General features: G+C 52.2%; 18 protein-coding genes and 1 tRNA gene. 8 read left to right on the top strand and 11 right to left on the bottom strand.

Features of this window, described 5'->3' with window-relative positions; translation table 11 throughout:
• The first annotated feature begins 134 nt into the window (after nt 1–134).
• Nucleotides 135–674, top strand: coding sequence for an adenylyl-sulfate kinase (locus tag VFG09_10840; GenBank protein HET6515646.1), 540 nt, complete (start codon nt 135–137; stop codon nt 672–674).
• A gap of 64 nt (nt 675–738) precedes the next feature.
• Here VFG09_10840 and VFG09_10835 read toward each other — a convergent pair whose 3' ends face one another.
• Together VFG09_10835 and VFG09_10830 are read right to left on the bottom strand one after the other, a co-directional pair.
• Nucleotides 739–2,763, bottom strand: a complete 2,025-nt coding sequence (locus VFG09_10835) for an LptA/OstA family protein (protein HET6515645.1) — start codon at nt 2,761–2,763, stop codon at nt 739–741.
• A complete protein-coding gene (locus VFG09_10830; protein ID HET6515644.1) occupies nt 2,760–4,145 on the bottom strand; it encodes a folylpolyglutamate synthase/dihydrofolate synthase family protein in 1,386 nt (461 codons plus the stop codon). Before VFG09_10830 ends, VFG09_10835 begins: the two co-directional genes overlap by 4 nt.
• 386 nt (nt 4,146–4,531) lie before the next feature.
• Here VFG09_10830 and cmoA point away from each other — a divergent pair, with 386 nt between their 5' ends.
• From cmoA to VFG09_10795, 7 genes are all read left to right on the top strand, one after another.
• Nucleotides 4,532–5,272: a carboxy-S-adenosyl-L-methionine synthase CmoA gene (gene cmoA / locus VFG09_10825; GenBank protein HET6515643.1), complete on the top strand. Its 741-nt coding sequence runs from the start codon at nt 4,532–4,534 to the stop codon at nt 5,270–5,272.
• 146 nt (nt 5,273–5,418) lie between these two features.
• Entirely contained in the window at nt 5,419–8,577 is a 3,159-nt protein-coding gene (locus VFG09_10820) for an amino acid adenylation domain-containing protein (GenBank protein HET6515642.1), read from the top strand.
• Between the two features lie 149 nt (nt 8,578–8,726).
• Nucleotides 8,727–9,218 (top strand): rhodanese-like domain-containing protein, encoded by a 492-nt coding sequence (locus tag VFG09_10815; GenBank protein ID HET6515641.1) that lies wholly within the window; start codon nt 8,727–8,729, stop codon nt 9,216–9,218.
• A gap of 27 nt (nt 9,219–9,245) precedes the next feature.
• Nucleotides 9,246–9,650, top strand: a complete 405-nt coding sequence (locus VFG09_10810; GenBank protein HET6515640.1) for a hypothetical protein — start codon at nt 9,246–9,248, stop codon at nt 9,648–9,650.
• Between the two features lie 111 nt (nt 9,651–9,761).
• Nucleotides 9,762–10,985, top strand: coding sequence for a hypothetical protein (locus tag VFG09_10805; protein ID HET6515639.1), 1,224 nt, complete (start codon nt 9,762–9,764; stop codon nt 10,983–10,985).
• 23 nt (nt 10,986–11,008) lie between these two features.
• A complete protein-coding gene (gene glgP, locus VFG09_10800; GenBank protein HET6515638.1) occupies nt 11,009–13,138 on the top strand; it encodes an alpha-glucan family phosphorylase in 2,130 nt (709 codons plus the stop codon).
• A 311-nt stretch (nt 13,139–13,449) separates the two neighbouring features.
• Nucleotides 13,450–16,365, top strand: a complete 2,916-nt coding sequence (locus VFG09_10795) for a DUF4082 domain-containing protein (GenBank protein ID HET6515637.1) — start codon at nt 13,450–13,452, stop codon at nt 16,363–16,365.
• A 311-nt stretch (nt 16,366–16,676) separates the two neighbouring features.
• On the opposite strand, the gene VFG09_10790 is transcribed toward VFG09_10795, so the two are convergent.
• The 9 genes from VFG09_10790 to VFG09_10750 all read right to left on the bottom strand — a co-directional run bounded on the left by VFG09_10790 (nt 16,677) and on the right by VFG09_10750 (nt 24,416).
• Complete coding sequence (locus VFG09_10790) at nt 16,677–17,393, bottom strand: metallophosphoesterase family protein (protein HET6515636.1); 717 nt, start codon at nt 17,391–17,393, stop codon at nt 16,677–16,679.
• A 23-nt stretch (nt 17,394–17,416) separates the two neighbouring features.
• Nucleotides 17,417–18,496: an ACR3 family arsenite efflux transporter gene (arsB, locus tag VFG09_10785; protein HET6515635.1), complete on the bottom strand. Its 1,080-nt coding sequence runs from the start codon at nt 18,494–18,496 to the stop codon at nt 17,417–17,419.
• Nucleotides 18,497–18,515: 19 nt separating this feature from the next.
• A complete protein-coding gene (locus tag VFG09_10780; GenBank protein HET6515634.1) occupies nt 18,516–18,851 on the bottom strand; it encodes a metalloregulator ArsR/SmtB family transcription factor in 336 nt (111 codons plus the stop codon).
• A 162-nt stretch (nt 18,852–19,013) separates the two neighbouring features.
• Nucleotides 19,014–19,087: transfer RNA gene (locus VFG09_10775), tRNA-Met, on the bottom strand.
• Nucleotides 19,088–19,174: 87 nt separating this feature from the next.
• Complete coding sequence (rodA, locus tag VFG09_10770; GenBank protein HET6515633.1) at nt 19,175–20,293, bottom strand: rod shape-determining protein RodA; 1,119 nt, start codon at nt 20,291–20,293, stop codon at nt 19,175–19,177.
• The gene (gene mrdA, locus VFG09_10765) at nt 20,290–22,164 is read right to left on the bottom strand and encodes a penicillin-binding protein 2 (protein HET6515632.1); all 1,875 of its coding nucleotides are present in this window, start codon (nt 22,162–22,164) and stop codon (nt 20,290–20,292) included. Before mrdA ends, rodA begins: the two co-directional genes overlap by 4 nt.
• A complete protein-coding gene (gene mreD, locus VFG09_10760) occupies nt 22,154–22,606 on the bottom strand; it encodes a rod shape-determining protein MreD (protein HET6515631.1) in 453 nt (150 codons plus the stop codon). Before mreD ends, mrdA begins: the two co-directional genes overlap by 11 nt.
• Complete coding sequence (gene mreC, locus VFG09_10755) at nt 22,603–23,385, bottom strand: rod shape-determining protein MreC (protein HET6515630.1); 783 nt, start codon at nt 23,383–23,385, stop codon at nt 22,603–22,605. Before mreC ends, mreD begins: the two co-directional genes overlap by 4 nt.
• Nucleotides 23,385–24,416 (bottom strand): rod shape-determining protein, encoded by a 1,032-nt coding sequence (locus VFG09_10750; protein HET6515629.1) that lies wholly within the window; start codon nt 24,414–24,416, stop codon nt 23,385–23,387. The genes mreC and VFG09_10750 overlap by 1 nt, the downstream gene beginning before the upstream one ends.
• Nucleotides 24,417–24,440: the final 24 nt, after the last annotated feature.

Raw genomic sequence — 24,440 nt, 5'->3', positions numbered from 1 at the left:
ATTATAGCACACTTTGGACACTCTCAAGGAATGAGAGGCGATCACAAAGAGAGGACGTCAAGAATAAGCGGAATTCCTGCAAGACAGAGGTCTTATGACATTCTCCGGTGAGCTGTGATAAGATGTCGTCAGGCATGAGCCCTATCGCATTATGGATAACAGGTCTTCCGGGAAGCGGGAAGAGTACCCTGGCCGAAGGGATAAAGGAGATCCATCCTCATTTCATCATACTGCGCATGGACGAGCTGAGGAAGATCGTTACTCCCGAACCCACGTATTCGGAAGGAGAAAGGGACCTCGTTTACCGCTGTCTCGTATACACGGCTTACGCCCTTGTGAAACACGGTCATAGCGTGATCATAGACGCAACGGGGAACCTGAAGCGATGGAGGGAGCTTGCGAGAAGACTGATAGGGAGATATGGTGAAATATACCTGAAGTGTCCTCTCGATCTCTGCGTCAGCCGGGAGAGAAAGCGGGCCGAATCCCACGGGGCGCCGAGGGACATTTATGCAAAGAGCGGAGCAGGAGCGCCCGTACCCGGGGTATCGGCTCCCTATGAGGAACCGTTCAATCCGGAACTTCTCATAGAGACCGATCAGACCTCAATATCAGAGGCTGTGAGACTGACAGAAGGGATCATCAAAAAGCTCGAAGCGAAGGAGGCCCCTTGACGGCCCTTTCCGGCTCTCGATGTCTCCCCTGAAGAAGTTGCGATGACCTGCCAAGGACCCCGTATTACAATTTCAGGCTGCCGATTCCGAGAAGGTCAAAAAGAACGGTGAAGCTATAATCACTCTGCCGTTTCGTAACAACGAACGTCATGCTCCAGCACTGTTCCCGGTACTTCACTTTTGTTACGATATCCTGCAGCCCTCCATGTTTTGCATCGTACCAAAAACTCCCCTCAGCCGTGATCTTTTTTGAGAGAGCAGTACTGAGTCCAAAGGTGTAAAATAATATGTCTTGCGTTCTCTCGTACCTTTCGCCCAGGGAGAGTGATATCTGATCAAGTATCTTAATCCCGACGTCGGAGATGGCGTTCACTAACCTTCCCTTATCCACATCATACGTCACCGAACTCTTGATGGGCATAGGTCTCTTGAGCACCGCATCAACCTCGAGAGGGATCCAACGGTTGTCATCCTTGTAAAAATCAAGACCCTGAACAGCCCTCACCGTCAGGAATTCGCCATTCTTGTCCAGGAATCTGTTGTAGAGCGAGAGGGCAAAGGTCGCAGTCTTTGAATAGAGTTCGGTAGAATCAAAGACCGGCAGATTCGAACCGGCAGGCGAGATATAGGCGAAACCGACGGAAGGCTCGAGGATGTGGAGAAAGGACGGATACTGCTTGATAAGTCGGGCATTGGCCGTAAGGGTGTAGTCAAGGTTTTCGCGGTGAGGAGTGTCGTCAGTTCCGGCGTTCCTTGAAAGAGAGTACGCCGTCTCCCGCAATCCGAGGGTCTGCATGATCGTGATCTCTCTTCCGAAGGAATATGAGACCCTGGGGAAGAGATCGAATCTCAGGCCGCTCGTACCCTGGTCTCTCCAGAAGTTGGAAAAGGAGGAGTTGAGCGAAAAGACGAGGGGGCCTATCCTCCTGGGTTCTGCAAAGAAACCGACTTCGGGGAGCTTCTGGAGAATCGTGGATTCGTCGAGCCCGCTCTTCAGGTCGACAAGATACTGGGGCGTGAGATATATCCTGGAATTGTCGAGCTTCAGTGATGCCTCTCCGGTGGATTCGAGGAATCTTCCGGTAGTCTGATTGAAGTATGTGACGGTATCCACGAGGCCCTTCTTTGTGACGATATAGGGATTATAGTCACTATAGAAATTCCTTGAATTCATGTAATTCAGGTTCAGGAAGCCGCCTATGTCCCTGCCGCTGTCACGGTTTTCGTAAACTCCCCGGAAGTCCCAGAAGTTATCCGCAAACTTACTGTCCCGAATATGATAGATCCAGAAATTTCCCTTTGAGTTATCGGTCTCGATGAAGCGGTATTCGACCCCTTCTCCAACGCCTCTATTGCTGTATGTATCGAGGAGGAACGTGGCGTCCCTGTTTTCCGCGAGGACGAGGTAAAGAGGCTGTTCGTAATGGAAGCCCTTTCCCTTTATGACTCCGAAGGTCGGCAAAAGGAGGCCTGTCTTCCTCTCATTGCCGACGGGCGCGGTGAAATAGGGCGAGTAGAACGCCGGTTGATCCTTTATGGTGAACACAACATCCTTGGCATGGATCTGGTCACCGACGATAAGATCAACATCCCTTCCCTTAAAGCACCATGCAGGTATCGGAGCATCACACGTAGTAAATGAAGCCGTCTTCAAGCGGTACTCCTTGTCCCCGGTCTTCTCTATCTCGACTCCTCTGACATGGGAATTCTCCTTTTTCGAAAAGATCTCTGCATCATAGAGGGTGCCCGTTTTTGATTCGAGGTTCAGTTCGGCCCGCTCTGCCTTTATTCTGACATGCTGGTCGCCATAGACGACATTGCCCTCTGCAGTCGTTTCACCGGTCTTTTCGTTGTATCTGATCTCCTCAGCTTCCAGGGTTGCTAAGCCTTTGATAATTTTAGCGTGACCCTTTATCGTGTAGGTAGAGGTCTTTTCTTCGAACTCAAGGGAATCCGACTGTATGGACGTCGCTTCCTCTGCGAGGCAGGTGGCAACAAAAAAGAGCAGAGACCAGAGAGCGACGAGAAAGGAGGAGAAGATAACTACCTTTTCCCCAAGTCCCTCCACCCCTTGGCGGGGGATTCTCATTCCCTCAAACTCGCAAGAACGCCCCGGTGGCCGAGAGCCATCTTTGCCTCTCCGATCGTATAGAATGAACCGGTAATCACTATGAGATCGCGCCGGCCGGGTTCGGGAAGGGTTTCTGTCTTCCTGATCGCCTCCTGCATCGCCTCTTTCACCGAAGGCGCAGCCGTTGACCTAAAGCCGAGCATTCTTGCATGTCCGGAGAGTTCCTCAGGGGAAGCTGCCCTGGCATAGTCAGGAGCCGCAAAGATAATCTCGGAAGCGATCGGCAAAATGGGCCCCATGATTCCTGGAATGTCCTTGTCTGCCATGATGCCGAGTATCAGGATTATCCTGCCATAGGAAGGGACAAAGAACCGTGTCAAAGAATCAGCGAGGGCGCGCGATGCAGCGGCGTTGTGGGCGCCGTCAATGAGCAGGTCATACCCGCCCTCTCCCTTCCTGATCAGTTCCAATCGTCCCTGCCACGTGGTCTTGGCAAGACCGTCCCTGACCGATTGTGGAGAGATGGGCACTTCGTTCATAAGGACTTCTATTGCCTGAAGCGCTACAGATGCGTTTTTAGCCTGATGCATTCCGCAGAGGGGAACATATAAACGATCATAGGTTTTCGAGCCCTTATAGTGAAAGGTAATCCCCTCCATATCACTCGCCTCGAGACGGAAGAAAAAGTCTCTCCCGGGGAGAAGGAGAGCAGAACCCTTCTCAAAGGCCTTTTCCATAATGATCTCCAAAGCGTCAGGCTCCTGCGCAGAGGAGACAACGGGAACCCCGCTCTTTATAATCCCCGCCTTCTCCCCTGCTATCTCTCTCAAGGTCTCGCCAAGAAATTCCCGGTGGTCATAACTGATATGCGTTATCACGGAGACACGGGGGGTAAGGATGTTCGTTGCATCCAGTCTTCCACCCATGCCCGTCTCCACAACTGCCCATTCCACTCCCTTCCTCATGAAGTAAAGAAAGGCCATCGATGTAACGAATTCGAAAAAGGTGGGTAAAAAATCACCTCCTCCCTCCCCAAGGGAAGGGTCTATGGAAGGGGACCGATCTGACTGTTGACTATGCGCTATGACATCTCGTATCTCTTCCGTAAGCCCCACAACTTCCTGTTCCCTGATCTCGACGCCGTCGACCCGTATCCTCTCCGTGAAGCTCACGATATGCGGGGATGTGAAGAGCCCCACCCTGAAACCAGCTTCTCGTAATACCGAGGCGATCATTGCCGAAGTTGATCCCTTTCCATTCGTGCCCGCGACATGGATTGATCGGAAAGAGGAGTGAGGATTGCCCAGGAGCGAAAGGAGCCTTACTGTATTATCGAGCCCCAGTTTGATGCCGTGCTTTTGAAGGGCATAGAGATAACGAATGGCGTTATCGTAGTTCATTCTCTCCTTCACAATGTCATACCGAATCGTGATTTCTTGAAAAGATCATTCTTATGCTTTACAGGAGCAGCCGCAGCGCACAGAAAGTTTACCAGAGTGGTGAAACAAAAGTCACGAAAGGCAAAGGGAAAATAGACTCCCGATGTCACAGGGAAGCCATAAAACGTGATAAGTGCCGGTGCGGCCAAGGCGAATCGGTGAATGACCGTTCCGAAAGAATGTCATTAAAAGGTCCAGGACGGTTCTCATCGTCCGTCTCCGGACTCCTTACCCTTATCTGTTCGGTTTCTCTCCCTCCTCTTTCCGCTTGTTGAGAAGACACGTCGGGAATTGACATAACCGCCGATTTATGTGAATCTTAAGTAAGTGGTGAAAGAGGTTAGACTGTGAAGAGAGATACTATTTTTCAATCATCCGGCTCAGCATCCCGAAAATTTGAATTCGACGAAGAAGTCGCCGAGGTATTCGACGACATGCTGCAACGGAGCATCCCCTTTTATGAGGAGCAGCAACGCATTGTCGTCAAACTCGCCAAGAGGTTCTGGAAGCCGGAGACATATGTTTACGATCTCGGCTGCTCTACTGCCACAACGATTATCAACCTTTGCAGGGAGTTTGACGGAGCAGCGCGCTTTATTGGTTATGACAGTTCTCTTCCCTTGATTAAAAAAGCCGAACGCAAGGTCAGGGACAGTGGTCTGAGCAACCGGATAGAATTGCGTTACGGCGATTTGAGCGGGGACCTCACAACTCTTTCCCTCGAAAAAGCCAGTGTCATTACTCTGTGCTGGACACTGCAGTTCATCCCTCCGCCGCAAAGAGAGAAGGTCATACAATGGATTTACAAGGGCCTGGTCGCTGGCGGCGCCCTGCTATTGACTGAAAAGATCGTTCTTGAGGAAGAAATCCTGAACGATTTGTTTATTGATTCGTACCACGATTATAAGCGGAGAAACGGCTATTCCGAACAGGAGATCATCCGCAAGGAAGGCGCTCTGAAAGACGTGCTCATACCGTACAGCATCCAGCAGAACCTGGCATTGCTCAACCGCAACGGATTTGCAGTATCAGAGCCTTTTTTCCAGTGGTTTAATTTTATTGGTGTGTTATGCGTAAAAACGGGCTGAGTAATGAGAAGTTCGGATCCATGACATGTTCTGCCCAGTCTCACAGTGATGACTCTGGGCCCTCTCCCTGTAATAACCCTATGTGGAGCAATACCGGTAGAGAGCACCGAGCCGACAAATGCATTCATGAGCTCTTTGAGGAGCAGGTGGAAAGGAGCCCGGATGCTGTTGCAGTGGCCTTTGAGGAACAGAAGCTTACGTACCGGGAGCTGAACCGCAGGGCGAATCAGCTGGCCCATTACCTGATAAAGCAGGGAATCGGCCCCGAGGTGCTCGTAGGCATCTATGTGGAGCGTTCCCTGGAGATGATCATCGGCATCCTTGGCATCCTTAAGGCAGGCGGAGCATATGTGCCTCTGGACCCCGCCTATCCCAAAGAACGTCTCAGCTTTATGATCGGAGATTCACAAGTACCCGTGCTGCTGTTACAGGAGCGCCTGCTTCGTACACTTCCCGTTTGTAATGCGCATATGCTGTGTCTGGACATTCTCCGGGAGACCACATCGAAAGAGATCGCGAAGAATCCTGCTGCCGGTGTAACATCCGGAAATCTTGCGTACGTAATGTATACCTCAGGCTCCACAGGTACACCCAAAGGGGTTATGGTAAGCCATGGTAACATAGCTCGCTTGTTTACTGCAACCGAATACCTCTTTCGCTTTAACGAGCATGATGTGTGGACATTATTCCACTCTTATGCCTTTGATTTTTCTGTCTGGGAGATATTTGGTGCGCTTCTGTACGGCGGGACTCTTGTAATAGTCCCCTATCTCATAAGCCGTTCGCCTGAAGAGTTCCGTGAGTTGCTCTGCAAAGGGCGTGTAACCGTTCTCAATCAGACTCCTTCCGCCTTCTACCAACTGATGCGCTCAGATGAACTTTCCGCGGGCAGAGAGGGCAATGACCTTTCCTTGCGCTTCATCATACTCGGGGGCGAGGCCCTTGAACTTCAAGGCTTGAGGCCATGGTTTCAAGGCCATGGGGATCAACATCCCCGGCTTGTCAACATGTACGGAATCACCGAAACCACAGTTCATGCTACCTATCGCCCCCTGACAGTAGCCGATGTAAATAAGAAAGGCAGCTTCATCGGCCTTCCCCTTCCCGACCTCCAGGTTTACATACTCGATCGCCATCAACAGCCGGCGCCTGCAGGGACACCCGGCGAGCTCTATATAGGCGGCGCCGGATTGTCCCGTGGCTATCTGAACCGCCCTGAGCTTACTGCGGAGAAGTTCATTCCAAACCCCTTTAGTGACGAACCCGGAAGCCGACTATACAAAACAGGCGATTTAGGCCGTTGGATGCCCGATGGCGACATAGAGTATTTGGGCCGTATCGACCATCAGGTGAAACTTCGTGGATTTCGAATTGAGCTGGGGGAGATCGAAGCAACTCTTTTGCAACATCCGGCAGTTCGTGAGGCAGTCGTAATTATCCGGGAAGATAACCCCGGTGACAAGCGATTGGTAGCGTACCTCGTTGCCGGCCCGGGCTTTGAGCAGATTAAGAAGCACACACCGGAAATGCAACGTGAACGGGTCGAACAATGGCAAACAATCTATGATGGCACCTTTCTCGATTCCCCTGACGTCAAAGATCCCGCTACCAACACTGCCGGCGTCAACAGCAGTTACACCGGAAAACCCGTTGAAGAGGTTGAGACACGGGAATGGGTCAATGGTGCTGCAGAGCGAATCATTTCACTGAAGCCCTCCCGTGTACTGGAAATCGGATGCGGCCTGGGCCGCATCCTGTTCCGCGTGGCGCCTCTTTGCTCCCTTTACTGGGGCATGGATTTCTCGCAGCCTGCGCTCAATTACGTACAGCGTCATCTGGACCTCCTCGGCGATCATCGTTCCCGTGTCAGGCTGTTCCATGGCAGCGCCGACAATCTGAGGGTCGTAGGCAAACAACGTTTCGATGCAGTAATCATCAATGGTGTCATACAGTATTTTCCCAGTGTAGAGTATCTCGTTACAGTTATCCGTGGCACGATTGAGGTTGTTGAGCCCGGCGGGTTTATTTTTATAGGAGACGTACGCAATCTGGCGCTCCTCGAAGCGTTTCATGTTTCCGTCACCTTGTCGGGTGCGCAGGACAATGTATCTGCCGACGAACTGTATCAGCGTGTCAACAGAGACATACTTCACGAAAAAGAGTTGCTCATTGACCCTCGGTTTTTTCACTCTTTGCGCTCTTATTTTCCGAGGATCAGCCATGTAGACGCTCTGCTGAAACGCGGCCTCCACCAAAATGAATTAATACGGTTCCGTTATGACAGTATCCTTCATATTGATGGCAAAGAGCCTCTGCCGACAGAGCAGCGATGCCTCGACTGGAAAAATAATAATTTGACGCTCACTGTCTTGTCCCGGTATTTGCGGGAAAATATGCCAAAGGCAGTGCGTGTGACATGTGTACCGAACGCCCGGACCTTTCCGGAAACCTTTGCTGCCGTCGATCTTGTTGAGCACAAAGCACTGCGTACCGCCCGCGAACTGAGAGAAATGGTTGAGCAGATGCTGGCAGAGGCCGTGCATCCTGAAGCCTTCTGGAAGCTTGGTGATGATCTGTCTTATGCCGTGGACATTACATGGTCGGACGCCGGCGGGCCGGCATATTTTGATGCTCTCTTCCGGTATCGCGATCCGGCGGATACCACGATTGGACGCGTCCCGCCTGTTTCATTCCCGCAGGAGACTTCACGCCCGAAATCTCTGGAATCCTATGCCAACAACCCACTGAAGGAGCAAATGACCACTGCCTTAAGGAAGTCCCTTGTACAATCTCTGACAGAAAAATTGCCCGCCTTCATGATACCATCCTCCTTCATGCTGCTCGATGCTCTGCCTCTGACGCCAAACGGAAAGATAGACCGCAAGGCACTACCGCCGCCTGACTCAGGGCGGCCCGATATTGAGACTGCACATGTCCTTCCCCGTACTCCCATCGAGAAAATACTTGCAGGAATATGGAGCGAGGTCCTCAAACTCAGACACGTAGGGGTCCATGATAACTTTTTCGAGCTGGGTGGGAATTCCCTGCAGGCGACTCGGGTCATATCCCGTATGAGACTCGCCTTTGACAAAGACTTCCCGCTGCGCTACATGTTTGAGTGGCCAACGGTGGAAGGTCTGGCTGGGGCACTGTGCAGCACGGGCAAACCCGAACAATTGGAAAAACGGGCAAAACTTTTGCTGAAGGTGGCTGAACTCTCAGAAGACGAAGTGAACACATTGCTTGAAGACCGTGATGGCAGGAGGGAAAATGAACATCGTCGGTACCAGCGGCCTGCACAATAGCGTCTGCTTTGAGGTGGGAGGAAAAGGCGTTTCAACGGGAATAAAAGGTCAGGTGAGAGCTGTGGAATTGTGGATTTTGCAAGTCTCCGAGTGCCACTTCGCTACAGCCGGAAATTTGATATCATTTAAGTAAAAAGGGGCTGCCTACAGTGGAGCATTGTGACGTAAGAAACCTCGTTGTTCTCTTTGCCTTTATGATGCTCGCGTGGCAAGAACCGACGTTCCTTCTTCCTTACGATGAAGGACTCCAAGGTGAAGCGCCGGGGAGGGACACGTGCATATCCTGCCAGGACGGCTCAGCACATAAAGATATTCCGCGCATTACGATAGACGAACTGAAGGAGGAGATGGACAGGGGGGCCGATATTGTGATTCTCGACGCACAGCCCAAGGCCGTCTATGACAAGGGGCACATTAAGGGAGCCATCTCCTTTCCCTGGAGTGCGAGACTAACGGAAGAAAACGTCAGACGGTTCCCCCGGAACAAAATGATAGTAACCTATTGTGATTGCGGCCCTGGCGAGGCTGACGCTTCCGAACTGGCAGAACGGTTAAGAGAGATGAGATTTAGCAACGTGAAGGTTCTGGTTGATCCATCCATCAGGGGATGGATGAAGGCCGGATACCCTGTCGAGAAATGACTGCCTTAACCGCAAAGGAGGGATGTCATGATGAAAAGAAGGAACCTCATAGGCTTTGGGATACTCTTTTTCTCAGTTGCTCTCTTGTTCTTGCCTGCCATCACATCATCCCGGGAGGGAGGCGATGAAGTGAAGCTCATCAACCCTGAGGGTGTCGTTAACATTGAACCGATGAAGGTCAATCCTCATCCGGTCAGCCTTGAAGGAAAGACGGTGGTGCTCCAATGGAATGGAAAACAGAACGGGGATAATTTCCTGAACCAAGTCGCGGCTCTCCTCATAGAAAATGTGAAGAACATCAAGATTATTAAGGCCTGGCAAGAGGCCCCGGAAGTTAAGATCATCAGCCAGAATCCGGAAAAGAGCAGGCAGCTTGCACAGCGCATAGCTGCATTTAGACCCGATCTTGTAATTGCCGGCCAGGCCGATTGAGGCTCCTGCACCTCGTGGCTGGTAGTTGACCAGCTGAATCTGGAAAGGATGGGCATTCCCACTGTTTCCATCGCCACATCTGAGTTTGTCGGTCTGTCCAAGGATACCGCAATGAGTCAAGGCGCGGCTGATATGAGCTTTGTCGTTGTGCCCCATCCGATGGGGGGAATTCCGATCGAGGAGATCACGCAAAAGGCCAAAGATGTTTTTCCGGCTATCCTTGATGCCGCAATAAAGTGGAAACCCGTGGCAGAAATGCCGCCCAAGAAACTTACATATCCGGCTGAGACACTTATGTTCAAAGGTATGCATGAGGACATCAATACTCTGTTTTTTGAAAGAGGGTGGTCCCTTGGTCTGCCTATCATGGCGCCTACCCCGGAGAAAGTGTCAGAGATGCTTAAGGGAACCAGCCGTAGACCTGATCAGGTTCTGGGTCAGGTTCCACCGAGAATGGGCTCCCTTACCGTTGAGTTGGTAGCGGCCCATGCAGTAATGGCCGGATGCAAGCCTGAATATATGCCTGTGCTCATCGCGGCCATGGAGGCGCTCATTTCACCTGAGGCAAACTGGCGTGGCTCAGCGACATCCACAGGCTCCATCGGGGCACTGGTGATCGTGAACGGACCGATTGTGAAAGAGATCGGCCTCGCCTACAGTCAGGGGGCTGCCAGCAGAATGCACCATGCCAATGCGTCCATCGGTTATGCCATTGATTTGATTGCAGCCGTTGTGGGCGGCTCAAAACCTCCGTCGCCGAAGAAGACCACTCTCGGCTCACCCGCGGATTTTGTTGCCTGGATATTTGGGGAGAATGAGGACGCTCTTCCCAAGGGTTGGCGTCCGTACCATGTTGACAAGGGCTTTAAGAAGGATGACAGTGTGGTAACCGTGATGGGCATCTGGCCCCCCACAAATGTGGTGGATTTGTGGAGTTCAACCCCTGAGGAGCTTTCAAACTGGTTCAGCCATGCGGTCTCTCCACTTCTGAGCATTGGCGGCCCGTGCTGGACAAGCCAGATGGAACAATCTCACATCATAGGGCTGGGTCCTGAGCATGCGGAGATCTATGCAAAGGCTGGCTGGACCAAAGACCAGATCAGGAAGGCCATCTGGGAAAAGGCCCGCATTCCCTTTTCTTCCTGGGCAAAGGGGTGCCCTAATCAGGCAGCCTTTAGAGAAAAATTTAACGTAGTCACCCCTGATACCCTTGTTCCGATCACCCTCACCCCTGAATATTTGCAGATCGTCATCGCAGGGGGAAAGGGGCAACACTCCCACTACTTTGCGCCATTCCCGGGGAGTAGTCCGGTAAGCAAGATTGTGTCCCGCTGAGCTAAGATAATGCAGAGGCACTCATGAGCGATCTCAAAGGCATAAATCTCCCTGAGCGCATCTCCGGACTCGCTGAGCTGGCCTATAACCTCTGGTGGAGCTGGCACCACCCTGCGAGGATGCTGTTCAAGATGCTGGATCGGCAAGGCTGGAAGGAGAGCCGCCACAACCCTGTCAAGATGCTGAAGGAACTACCCAGCGCGGTGCTTGAGGCGGCCGCAGAAGACCCGAAGTATCTCCACCACTACGACGTCATTCTCGCCCGATTCCACAAGGAGACCCGTTCCAGGGTCTGCTGGTTCACTGAAGCGACGGAAGGACAGGAGTGCACGCCGATCGCCTATTTCTCAGCCGAATACGGCTTGCATCACTCCCTGCCTTTTTACGCGGGTGGTCTCGGCTTTCTCGCGGGAGACCATTTGAAGGAATGTAGCGACCTCGGCGTGCCCATCGTGGGGGTAGGCTTCATGTATCCGGAAGGTTATCTTCGCCAACGGGTGAGGTCCGACGGCTGGCAAGAAAGCGTGGACGAGCCCCTTGAGCGCGAAGCCGCACCGATAGAGCGGGTCCTCGACCCACAGGGACGGCAGTTCCTTGTTAAGGTGCCCGTCATGGACCCGCCGGTGCATGTCTCGATCTGGAAGGTTGAGGTCGGACGGGTCACCCTTTTCCTGCTCGACACTGACATCGAACAGAATGACCCCTGGAACCGTTTGATATCGTCCCACCTCTACGCTGGGGACCTGGAGCAGCGGCTCAGGCAGGAGATTGTACTCGGCATCGGGGGCAGCGAGGCGCTTAGCGCCTTGGGAATAGAACACTCCGTGCTCCATCTCAACGAGGGACACCCGGCATTTGCAATCCTGGAGCGCATTCGGGAGCGTGTTCAGAGGGGCATGAGTTATGACGAAGCTTCGCGCGAGGTGAAAGGGACAACAGTTTTTACAACCCACACCCCCGTGGCAGCCGGCCACGATGTCTTCCCCTTTCATCTCATGGACAGATACTTCGGCGGATACTATCCCGGCCTCGGCCTCGACCGCGACGCCTTCATGACGCTGGGCACGCATCCCGGTTCGCCCGGCCAGGGATTCAACATGACCGCCTTTGCACTCCGGATGTCCTCCTATCGTAACGCCGTGAGCCAGAGGCACCAGGAGGTTGCTCGCCATATGTGGCAGCCGCTCTGGCCCGGGGTTCAACCTCAGGAAGTACCCATCGAAGTCGTGACGAACGGGATTCACGTCCCTACTTGGGTGGATCCAAAGGTGGAGGAGCTCTTTAGTCGGTATCTCGATCCCGAGTGGCTCCAGAACCATGACGATCCTGTGATGTGGCAACTCATAGACGAGATACCCGACCGCCAGCTCTGGGAACTTCATGTCTGGCGCAAGATGAAGCTGATCAACGCCATCAGGGACAGGGTTCGCCACCGCTGGGCTGAGAATACCGTGGATCCGAAGAATATTGTCGCAGGGGGGGTTCTGCTTGACCCCACGGCCCTTACTCTTGGGTTTGCCAGGCGATTCGCCACATACAAGCGGGCCAACCTTATTTTTCATGACCTGAACCGGCTGAAGCCGCTTCTTCTGGATCGCTGGAGGCCTGTCCAGATTGTATTCGCCGGCAAAGCCCACGCCGCCGACGATCCTGGCAAGAGGCTCCTCCAGAGCGTCTTCTCCTTTGCTGCGGATCGTCAGCTGGCGGGCAGGATCGCCTTTGTCGAGGACTATGACGAGCAGCTCGCTCAGTATTTGACTCACGGCGTTGACGCATGGCTCAACACCCCCTTGCCGCCTCTGGAGGCTTGTGGGACAAGCGGCATGAAGGCCTCGATCAACGGTGTCCCTCACCTGAGCATCCTTGACGGCTGGTGGATCGAGGGATACAGCGGTGCCAACGGCTGGGCCTTTGGATCGAGGGACCACGGAGACGAGGACAGGGACGCTGCAGACGCCGATGAACTTTACACGCTCCTGGAGCAGAAGGTTGTGCCGCTTTACTATAGGGTCAGAGATGATGGCACACCCGTTGAATGGGTCAAGGTGATGAAAGAAGCGATCAAGACGACGGGCTATCGGTTCAGTGCGAGAAGAATGGTGAAAGAGTATGTCGGCAAGTTCTATCAGAAGGCATTGCAGAGCGGCTCATGAGTTGTAGTTGCCACTACTTGACCTGACGGACAATGTCCGAAACAGTTGGACCGCGGAGTACACCGACCACTGCGTATGCGCATATACGCCTTTCATTCGGACCAATTGCAAAACAGAAATTGGCATTGTTCTTGCTTTTACTGTGAGCCGTTTAATGTCATTGAGATTTCGTCAGGCAGTTTGTTACAACAAATCAGTGAGGTTGCTGCGCATTGCAAAGAATAATCTGGTTTTTCCGTAGCAAAGTTCGAATCCGTCAAGGAACATTTTTCAGACAACAGCTCGCCCTGGGACTGATGTTGCTGTTATCAATGCTCTTCAGCATAACGGAGGATGCCGGCGCTGCGGTAACCCTGTCGTGCCCTTCAAACATGATCCACTACTGGAAGTTTGACGAGACAGAGGGGTCTTCTTATGCCGACTCAGCAGGCTCAAGCACGGCGACCTGCACAACCTGTCCAACGGTCATAACCGGTGTCGTCAACGGCGCCCAGCAGTTTACCCAAAGCACGAACGTGAATGCGGCGAATGACAGTTCATTTGATTTTGGTCCTGCCGACAGTTTTTCCATCGAGCTGTGGATGAAGACCGACGCGACAAATACCTGTTCGGGGAAACAGGTCCTTCTGGGAAGGGATGACACGCCGACAGGCAGCCTCAGCCTGTGGGTGGCATGCATGAACGGCGGCACCGCGGCCTTCAATGTGCAGGATGAGTTTAATGCTGGCGGCTATGTACAGGGCGGCAAACTGCTGAACACCGGCAAGTGGCGCCACATCGTAGCAGTGAGGGACGGAGTAAATGGCTCCATGAGTCTCTATGTGGACGGCCAGTTGGATGCCACATCCTCAGGCATTACTACCCCTGGCGGTTTTTCTTCGCCGGTACCTCTCAATATAGGCTGGTTAAACCAGAGCGGATCAAGTGGATATCACTTCACAGGGAGCATTGATGAGGTCGCGGTCTATAACCGGGTCCTGACACAGAACGAGGTCAGTTCACATTACTACCTGGCAAGGCCCTATTGTGAAACCTGCTCACGGTCCATACGGATCATGCCTGTCGGTGATTCGATAACCGAAGGATGTTGTAATGGTCTGGTCGTATCTACAGACTATGACCATATGGCATCATATCGCCAGACGCTCTATTTAGATTTGGCAGGCTCGAATTACGATGTTGATTTCGTCGGCAGCATGCAGTTCGGCAACCTGCTGACTCCGCTCTTTGATGCCGATAACGAGGGCCACCCCGGATGGACAGCCGGATGTCCTGCCGGAGTTGGCCAGGTGATTCAGTATATATCAAGCTGGTTGGCGGCAAATCCACCTGAAGTGGTTTTACTCCATATCGGCACCAATGACGTCGCAAACGACTGTCAAAGTGTAAGTTATATTTCAGGCATACTCGATAAAATCTTTGCCTTTGACAAGAACATAACGGTTCTTCTCGCCCGGATCATACGGGAAGGGGGTGAGGATCCTCTTACCGGGCCTACACATGTTTATAACGACGCCGTGCAGGCAATGGCTCAAACCCGCATAGCCAATGGCGATAAAATCATCATGGTCGACGAGGAGGATGCCCTTACCTATCCCGGAGACCTTTGGGACGGTCTTCATCCGATCCAGTCCGGCTATAACAAGATGGCTGTCCCGTGGTTCACGTCCCTCAGTGCGTTCCTGCCTGCCTACTGTGCTCAAACGTCTCCCCAGATATACTCTACCCCGACTATATTCGCCCATGTCGGATTGCCCTATACGTATAATGTAAATGCCCGTGCGATTCCTGTTCCAACCTACAGCCTGATCCAGGCTCCCTCGTGGTTGACTATTAACCCGGTTGGAGGACTCATACAGGGGATCCCACCCTCAGGCTCAGCCGGTCAGTATACTGTTACGGTTCAGGCTGCAAACAGCCTGGGGACCGACACCCAGACCTTCACCCTTCAGGTCTTCGACACCTTCACCCTCTGGAGTAACACAACGGTGCCATCCGTTATATCAACGGACACCAATGCCATAGAAGTGGGACTTAAATTCCGCAGTGATGTGAACGGCTACATCACGGGACTGCGTTTCTACAAGGGAGCGACGAATACCGGCACCCACATCGGCAATCTCTGGACGAGCATGGGGACACTCCTTGCGAGCGTCACCTTCACCAATGAGACAGCCTCAGGCTGGCAGCAGGTTGCCCTGCCGACCCCTGTCGCCATCAATGAGAATACTACGTACATTGCCTCTTACCATACCAATGTTGGACATTATGCGGTTGACAGCGGGTACTTATCCACCTCCAGCTATTACAATCCACCCCTCCGGGCACTGCAGGACGGGACAGACGGCTACAACGCCGTGTATCACTATGGTACAACCAGCAGTTTTCCCAACCAGCCAACCCAGGGATACAGTGGAATGAATTACTGGGTCGATGTTGTGTTTACAGCGAGCACCGGTACTGTTGACCATATCACGATCAGTCCCTCATTGACAACGATCACGGCAGGGGGCAGCCAGAGTTATAAGGCGACGAGCTTTGACCAATACGACAACAGCCTCGGTGACGTGACCGCTTCAACAACCTTCTCGATTACGCCGGACGGCTCATGCACAGCAACCGCCTGTGCATCGATCGTTGCAGGTTCGCATACAGTAACCGGAACTTACGGTGGAAAGACTGCCACGGCGACGCTGGCGATAGATGCCGGACCCTTTGACCATATCACGGTCAGTCCTGCATCGGCAACGACCACGGCAGGAATCGGCCAGAGCTTTACTGCCACGGCTTTTGACCAGTACGACAACAGCCTCGGTGACGTGACCGCTTCAACAACCTTCTCGATTACGCCGGACGGCTCATGCACGGGCGCTAGCTGCACCGCGACCGTTACCGGTTCACACACGGTTACAGGCATATATAGCGGCAAGAACGCTACAGCTACCGTCGACGTGTTCGCAAACCAACCCATAAGAATCTTTGGCGTATCACCGCTTTCGTACTTTTCTTCCATCGACGCTGCTTATGATACCGTTGTTAGCGGAGATACCATTCAGGCTTGCACAGGATATTTCTCCGAAATCGTCAACTTCACCCGTGATGTTATGGTAACGATTGAAGGTGGTTACGACCCTTCATATACTGATAATATTGGGTACACATCGATTTCAGGGACCGTGACTATAAGCGCTGGAACTGTTACTGTTGGGAATCTTGAAATCCAATAGAACAGTAGATATCAAGTGCGGTCGTTACTTGATTTGCACGACTTGGCAGAGCATCGATACTGATATCACACATCAACTCGCGTCGCCTCCAGGAAGAAATGAAACTTGTTCTGAGACTGTTCTGAGACTGTCAGAATGATGAAGTCCAGACTCTTACACAATGAGTTATTTCGAAGGATAGCGTGGGGAAGACAAACAGTATCTCCCTGGTGTGATTATGCTTCGGTTCGTACCTCGTATTTTTTTATTGTCCGCAAGGCTGTTGAGTCATTCTCTCAGGGACGGACGTAAGACAACTTCTTAAGGCAACATTAGTGGCCTTCCTTGAGTTTATCGGCTAAAGCAGCGGGTAATCCACTTAAAAGGATAGAGGAAACCATCCTCCCTACATCGTAAGGCACCCTAAGAAACTCATGTCTAACTTCATTATCGGTAATATCAACCAACGTTACACATGTCCGTGGGTCTCCGTCTTTTGGCTTCCCTACGCTTCCCGCATTGATGAAAACTTTTGCCCCGATATCTTTTCGATAGGGCTTGTGGGTATGACCATATATCATCACATCAGCCTTCGTTTTCACAAACATTTCAAGGAAGAACTTCTCAGGTCGTTCCTCATACCAATACAGATTGTTCTTATGGGGAGTGGCGTGGAACAACACGACCTTCTTTCCCCCTGACGTAAATGATATTGATTCGGGAAGGCTTTTCATGAAATCTTTTGATTTCTGGGTAGCGTGTCGTTTTGTCCATTCAAAGGACTTATCTGCCATGTCAGCCTGAATCGGGTCCTCATACTTACAACCACAGTGTTCGTTGTCATAGGCAACGTTCAAGTCATAGTTGCCCTGAACACCTTCTATGCCATGCTCGATGATGAAATCAACAACTTCATTGACAAACGGAGCGTACCCACCCAGGTCGCCGAGATGATATATCTTGTCAACCTTTGCCGATATAACACTATCGTAGGCTACCTTCAGTGCCTCAATATTGCCGTGTATGTCACCGAAAACCGCTATCTTCACGCTGTCCCTCTCAACGCTCTTCCCTAAGGTGATTTAACCCCCACGACCTTACAATACTGACTCGGGAAATACTTTCTCTGAAAGAGAAGAGCAACATTGACTAATGCAATTAGGGCGGGAACTTCAACAAGGGGTCCGATGACCGCTGCGAATGCCTGTCCTGAATTGATACCGAATACCGATATTGCAACTGCTATGGCAAGTTCAAAATTGTTGCTTGCTGCTGTGAACGAAAGCGTAGTGGTCTTCTCATACCCTGCCCCAAACCTTCTCCCAAGATAGAAAGAGACAAGGAACATCAGGACAAAATAAACAACAAGGGGTATCGCTATCCTGATGACATCCAATGGTAACTGAACGATGTAGTTTCCCTTGAGGGTAAACATCACCACTATGGTGAACAGAAGGGCTATCAAGGTTATAGGGCTCATCTTCGGGACAAACTTTTTTTCATACCATTCTTGCCCTTTTATCCTCAATAGGCTAAACCGTGTTAGCATCCCTGCGAAAAAGGGAACTCCAAGATAAACGAATACGCTCTTGGCGATTTCTCCGATAGTCACATTGACGACCTCACCCCTCAGACCAACCAAAGGAGGCAGGACTGTCATGAAGATATAGGCATATACCGAGAAGAACAGGACTTGGAAAATAGAATTGAAGGCTACCAATGCAGCAGCGTACTCCCTGTCACCACAGGCAAGATCGTTCCACACAATCACCATAGCGATACATCTCGCAAGACCAATAAGGATTAGTCCTGCCATATATGGTGGATATCCTCTGAGGAAAATGGCGGCAAGAAGGAACATCAGGATAGGACCGATGACCCAATTCTGTATGAGCGATAGGACAAGGACTCTCTTGTTTCTGAAAATCTCACCCATCTCTTCATACCTGACCTTTGCAAGCGGTGGGTACATCATCAGTATCAGCCCTATGGCAATCGGGATATTGGTTGTGCCTACTTGAAACTTGTTGATGAAAGCCTCAATGCTAGGAACAAAGTAACCCATAGACACCCCAATACCCATCGCAAGGAATATCCATAGGGTAAGAAATCTATCAAGGAATGAAAGTCTCTTTGCTATGCCTTCCGTCATGGTGTCTTCTATCTCCTGATTATTTGCAGGTCTTCTTCTTTTTGGTATTGAGGAGCTTTCTGTCCTGAGTGATAACTTCATCATCATTAAGATGCAGGGCAATGAACTTGAGGAAATCCTTGTTATGCTCACGGGATTTCTCTGAAAGGTGATAGTATGACCATGTCCCGTTCTTACGGCTCTCCACAAGTCCCGCCATTTTTAGGATGTTCAGATGTTTAGAGGCTGTGGATTGCACAAGGTCTAAGACTTCCATAATCTCACATACACACAGTTCGCCCCTCTCAAGCAGTTTGAGCATCCTGACACGGGTGGGGTCCGAGATAGCCTTTGACTGAAGGATGAAGGGTTCCATATATCACCTTATGGTGATATAGTAATAAATGGCTTCAATAAAGTCAACAAGAAATGCACACTCATAAGGCATCAGGGTAAATGCTGTTTTTGTGCCCTACTTGGCAGTAAAGCCTTATGAAAGAAAAGGAAGCCCCTATTAGGGGGTTAGGGGAGAGGAAAATGGCGGTGCAGGGAATCGAACCCCGGACACTGCGGATATGAGCCGCATGCTCTAACCATCTGAGCTACACCGCCTCTGAAAGTCCGTCATGAGGGGTCTGTGACCTGAAAGAGACGAAAACACTGTCCAACAGGATTTAAATTATACCAAAAGAGGATTGCCTAATAAAAGAGTTCGAAGCGGCGGGTCCGTATGTTGATGAGCACCCCTGCCGCAATGAAGTTGGTGAGGAGCGCAGTGCCGCCGTAACTCATGAAGGGCAGGGGAACTCCTACGACAGGCATGATGCCGAGGGTCATGCCGATATTCACAAAGAAATAGACCGCGAACATGAGCGAGATGCCCATGGCCAGGAGCCTTCCGAAATCATCCTTCGCCTTCCTGGCGGTATCGAGCCCCCGAAGGATAAAGGCGAGGTAAAGGAAGAGGAGAAAGCCGCTTCCGGCAAAACCCCACTCCTCGGCAAAGACGGCAAACACAAAGTCCGTATGCTTTTCAGGGAGGAACCTGAAAGGTCCCTGTGTTCCCCTGAGATAGCCCTTGCCGAAGACCTTTCCTGAACCTATTGCGACCTTTGACTGGTTGATATGATAGCCGACGCCTGAAGGATCAACGTCGGGTTCAAGAAAGACGACAAGCCTGTTCTTCTGGTAGTCCTTCAGCCCTTCCCAGAAGATGTTCCCGAGGAAAGGGACGGAGATAAGGCCGAGGACGATGAGCAGAGCAATGACCTTCTTTTGGAGCCCTTTTGCCGCGGTGACGAGTAGAAAGACGAAGAGGAGGATGACCCCTGTGCCGAGATCCGGCTGTTTGATGATCAGTATCAGAGGCAATGCCACAAGGAGCAGGAACATCTTGATAAGGGACAAGAGTCCTATCTTCTCCTGAAGGGCACTCAGGTGCCGTGCGATGGCAATTACATATATGAGCTTGAATACCTCTGAGGGCTGAAAGGAGAATATGCCGGCGTTAAGCCACCGCTGGGCGCCCATCCCCGTCCTTCCGAGAAAGAAGACGAGCACGAGCAGCGAAATGCCGATGCCGTAAAAGAGGGGCGATAATCTGCTCAGCCATATGTAATCAAAACTCACAAAAGCAATGAGGACAAGGATGCTCAGGACAAGCCAGTAGACCTGCTTGATGTAAAAGGAAGGCATCTCTCCTGAAAGGGGAGAGCGTGTGGCGCTGTATATCGTCATGACCCCTATGACAGACAGGGCAGTGATAAGACCGAGGGTCACCCAGTCGAAGTTCTTGAGAAGGAGGCGATCGATCTTCATTGTGTCGGTTCCTTCTGCACCTTCTGGTCAGGCATGGCCTGTGGCGGCTTCTGGTCGACTGCGGCAGGCCGGCGTCCATTGATCGTCGTTGCCGCTGAGGTCTGATTCCCGGATGCCGCCTCTTGAGTGCTCTTCAGGTAGGCCTCTATTGCACGTTTTGCGATAGGGGCGGCAGCTGCGCCTCCATGGCCGCCATGTTCCACCATGACCGAAAGGGCGATCTCGGGTTTCTCATAAGGCGCAAAGGAGACGAACCACGCATGGTCACGGAGCAATTCAGGGAGGTGCTGGGAATCTTTCTTGAGCCCTACCACCTGGGCCGTGCCTGTCTTGCCGCAGATATGAGTCAACTGGGACCGTGCCGCCCATCCTGTTCCTCCCTGCTCATTGACGACCCCGAAAAGGGCATGATTGATGGCGGCAAGGGTTTCAGGCTTGATGTTGAGATGTTTCACGGGCTCTGGATTGTCCTTCAGAAAGAGTATGGACGGACGATAGAAGTATCCGCCGTTCGAAACGACACTCATGAGCTGTGCCATCTGGAAAGGCGTGACAGCTACATATCCCTGGCCGATAGCTGCGTTGAATGTCTCCCCGAGATACCAGGGCTGTTTCTTTTTCTCCTGCTTCCACTTGGTATCAGGGATGAGACCGCGCCTCTCCTTAACGAGGTTCAGCCCGATTTCGCTGTTGAGTCCCAGTTCCTTCGCATAGGAGGCGATCTTGTCGATGCCGAGTTTTCTCCCCGCCTCGTAGAAGTAGACGTCGCAGGATTCGACGAGGGCACGATGGAGGGAAAGGGTCCCATGCCCTTTCTTCTGCCAGCAACCGAAGTGCCACCGGCCATAGGCTATGCCGCCTTTGCATGTGGTTTTCGAGTCTGGTTGGACAGCGCCTTCTTCCAGTGCAGCCAATGCCGTGACGATCTTAAAGGTGGATCCCGGCGGGTACTGGCTCTGGAGCACCCTGTTCAGGAGAGGCTGTTTGGCATTCTTCGTGAGGTCTTCCCATTGCTTCAGGGTTATGCCCCTGGCAAACATGTTGGGGTCAAAGGAGGGCTTGCTCGCCAGGGCGAGTATCTCGCCGGTGTCGGCCTTGAGCGCAACGAGGGCGCCGGTCTTTTCACCTAAGGCCTCCTCTCCCTCTTTTTGGAGATGAATGTCCATTGCAAGCCTTACATCCTCGCCCCGTACGGAGGGTTTCTCCTGGATGAGCCTGAGTTCCCTGCCCATGGCGTCAACCTCAATGACCTTCTCGCCGGCTATGCCGCGCAATTCGCGGTCATAGAGCCTTTCGATCCCCCATTGTCCTATGAAGGCATCGGGAGGGACGTCCCTGAATTCCGGGTCTCTTGACTGGGACTCGTTCGGTTTGCCGAGATAGCCGATGAGGTGAGCGCCGACGCTGCCGAATAGATAATCCCTGCTTACATCGACATCGATTGAGAGGCCCGGGAAGTCCGATCGTCTCGCCTCAATGAAGGCGATGTCCCTGGGAGAGAGCCCTTCCTTGAGCCTGATGGATTCATAAAGGCTCCGGCTATGCTTTATCCTGTCGGATAGCGATCCGACGTCTATCTTCAGGAGCGCAGAGAGGGCCTTCATATCGATCCTGTCAAGGGTCTGAGGGTTTATCGAGACCGAGTAATAAGGAGAGTTCTTCACAAGGGGCACGGCATTCCTGTCGTAGATGATCCCACGGGGGGCCGGAACCCTGACGATGCGCAGCCTGTTCTCTTCCGAGAGCCTCCGGTATTCGTCCCCCTGGAGTATCTGGAGCTGCCAGAGCCTGATTACAAAGATGAAGAAGAGGGCAGAGATGATATATCCCACCGTCAGGATCTTTTTCGATGATCTCTCGTTATTCTGCATTTCTTGGTTTAATAAAGATCCCGGCCGTCATGTTCATGACTGCTTGGAGCGTAATCGACAGGACCGCCCTGAGCGGCGGAGCCGGAAGATTTTCATAGAGGGCCTTCGAAAGGAAGACGAGGAGGCCGTCCGTAAGCGTGACGGTGAAGACTGCCAGCATCCCCAGCAACGGCGTCCACCTGAATATTCCGCCTGAGATGAGGGATGAAAGATAGCCCGCAACCCCTTTGCCGAGGAGGTTTGGCCCGAGGATGCCGCCTGTAATGCTGTCTTCGACAATGCCGATGAGCGAACCGAGAAGGACTCCCTTCAGAGTGCCGCTCCTCATGGCTCCATAATAAACAATGATGATGGTCAACATGGGGGCGACCCCGAAGAACGAGACCTTCGTCTGCAGGAGGAGGGAGAAGAGAACCGTAAAGATGAGACAGACGGTCTTCATCTCCTTATCACGACCACCTCATCCAATCTCGACAGGTCCTGGAACGGCGTAACATTGATCTTCTGAAAAATGCCTGAGCTCTTCCCCGATGCCAATGATACCAATCCAACAGGAACCTCGGGAGGGAAAAGGTCATCAAAGCCCGAAGTGACAACGACCTCGTTGCCGTTGAGCTTCTCTTCCTGAGGAATGTATTTCAGTATGCACGAACCGGAGCCCGTTCCGGAGAAAATGGCGTCTTTCCTCGTCTCCTGAATCTTCACGGCAGCAGAAAAATTGATATCGGTTATGAGGAGGACAGAAGCGTACCTGTCGGTCACATTCGAGACCTTCCCCACAAGGCCACGGGGAGTTATCACAGCCATATCCTTTTCTACGCCGTCGGTCCTCCCCTTGTCGACGATAAGGGTGTTGGCCCATCGGTCCCAACCCTTCGAAACGACATGTGCTGTCGCAACGTATCTCCTCTCTCTCTCCTTCAGGGAGAGCAATTCCCTCAGTCTCTGGTTTTCGAAGTAGATGTCACGGTATCTCTGTTGATCCGTGATGAGCCTGTTGACCTCTTCTCTCAGTCTCCTGTTCTCCTCAACCTTCAGCGTCATGTTTCTGAAGGGTTCTTTGACAGAGGTTGACAGGGAACCGAAGACACTGTTCACATAGTTCAGGGGGATCGAGAGGAAGGCCAAGGGAGTAAGAACACCTTTGTTGCTCTGGTATGTCATGAGAGTAAATGACAGGATCATGAGCAGGAAAAGAGGGAGAAGACGTCTGAAAGACATCAGGTTATGGCTATCTTCCTTAAGAGTTCCATTTCATCGAGCATTTTGCCGACTCCCCGCGCAACTGCCGAAAGCGGATCATCGGCCACGATAACGGGCAGGCCCGTCTCTTCCCTGATCAGCTTATCAAGGCCGCGCAGCAATGCCCCTCCCCCGGCAAGGACGATGCCCTTGTCCACGATATCGGCAGCAAGTTCGGGTGGCGTGTTTTCGAGCGTCACCTTGATGGTGTCGAGAATCACGCTGACCGGTTCATTAAGGGCCTCCCGGATCTCTGTCTCGCTGATCACGATCGTTTTTGGTATGCCTGATATAAGGTCTCTTCCCTTTATCTCCATGGTCTTAATATCGGAGGGATCGACCACACAGGCCGACCCAACCTCTATTTTTATCAACTCTGCGGTCCTGTCACCGATCATAAGGTTGTACTTCCTCTTTATATAAGCGATGATGGACTCATCCATCTTGTCGCCGCCCACCCTGACCGCCTTGCTGTAGACGATGCCGTCAAGGGAGATGACCGCTATATCCGTTGTCCCTCCCCCGACATCAACGATCATGTTCCCCGAAGGCTCGCCGACAGGAAGGCCCACGCCAACGGCAGCGGCCATGGGCTCTTCGATGAGGTACACCTCTCTCGCCCCTGACGCCTGAGCAGCATCCTTGACAGCCCTCTGCTCGACCTGGGTAATTCCTGATGGCACGCCGATGATGACCCTTGGCGAGAGAAAACTCTTCCGGTTATGGACCTTCTTGATGAAGTATTTCAGCATCTCACCTGTGGCGTCAAAGTCTGCGATTACGCCGTCCTTCATCGGCCTGATAGCCATGATATTCGCGGGCGTTTTCCCCAGCATCTTCTTGGCATCTGCGCCGACGGCTACGGTCTTCTTATTGTCCTTCCTGACAACGACAACAGAAGGCTCGTTACAGACGATCCCTTTACTCTTGACAAAGACGAGGGTATTTGCCGTACCGAGGTCTATGGCAAGATCACTCGAAAACATCCCTAATATGTTATGGAAAAGCATTCCACCTCCTGAACAACACGCCGA

It is taken from the genome of Thermodesulfovibrionales bacterium (genome assembly GCA_035686305.1).
Classification (GTDB): domain Bacteria; phylum Nitrospirota; class Thermodesulfovibrionia; order Thermodesulfovibrionales; family UBA9159; genus DASRZP01.
The sequence above is the reverse complement of the archived record's forward strand: the minus strand, read 5'-3'. Positions and strand labels throughout refer to the sequence as shown.

What these genes read in the sequence shown, in the direction of transcription:
- VFG09_10840 (HET6515646.1), top strand. Translation starts at nt 135, where the DNA reads ATGAGCCCTATCGCATTATGGATAACAGGTCTTCCGGGAAGCGGGAAG.
- VFG09_10835 (HET6515645.1), bottom strand. Translation starts at nt 2,763, where the DNA reads ATGAGAATCCCCCGCCAAGGGGTGGAGGGACTTGGGGAAAAGGTAGTT.
- VFG09_10830 (HET6515644.1), bottom strand. Translation starts at nt 4,145, where the DNA reads ATGAACTACGATAACGCCATTCGTTATCTCTATGCCCTTCAAAAGCAC.
- VFG09_10810 (HET6515640.1), top strand. Translation starts at nt 9,246, where the DNA reads ATGATGAAAAGAAGGAACCTCATAGGCTTTGGGATACTCTTTTTCTCA.
- VFG09_10805 (HET6515639.1), top strand. Translation starts at nt 9,762, where the DNA reads ATGAGTCAAGGCGCGGCTGATATGAGCTTTGTCGTTGTGCCCCATCCG.
- glgP (HET6515638.1), top strand. Translation starts at nt 11,009, where the DNA reads ATGAGCGATCTCAAAGGCATAAATCTCCCTGAGCGCATCTCCGGACTC.
- VFG09_10795 (HET6515637.1), top strand. Translation starts at nt 13,450, where the DNA reads ATGCTCTTCAGCATAACGGAGGATGCCGGCGCTGCGGTAACCCTGTCG.
- arsB (HET6515635.1), bottom strand. Translation starts at nt 18,496, where the DNA reads ATGACGGAAGGCATAGCAAAGAGACTTTCATTCCTTGATAGATTTCTT.
- VFG09_10780 (HET6515634.1), bottom strand. Translation starts at nt 18,851, where the DNA reads ATGGAACCCTTCATCCTTCAGTCAAAGGCTATCTCGGACCCCACCCGT.
- rodA (HET6515633.1), bottom strand. Translation starts at nt 20,293, where the DNA reads ATGAAGATCGATCGCCTCCTTCTCAAGAACTTCGACTGGGTGACCCTC.
- mrdA (HET6515632.1), bottom strand. Translation starts at nt 22,164, where the DNA reads ATGCAGAATAACGAGAGATCATCGAAAAAGATCCTGACGGTGGGATAT.
- mreD (HET6515631.1), bottom strand. Translation starts at nt 22,606, where the DNA reads ATGAAGACCGTCTGTCTCATCTTTACGGTTCTCTTCTCCCTCCTCCTG.
- mreC (HET6515630.1), bottom strand. Translation starts at nt 23,385, where the DNA reads ATGTCTTTCAGACGTCTTCTCCCTCTTTTCCTGCTCATGATCCTGTCA.
- VFG09_10750 (HET6515629.1), bottom strand. Translation starts at nt 24,416, where the DNA reads ATGCTTTTCCATAACATATTAGGGATGTTTTCGAGTGATCTTGCCATA.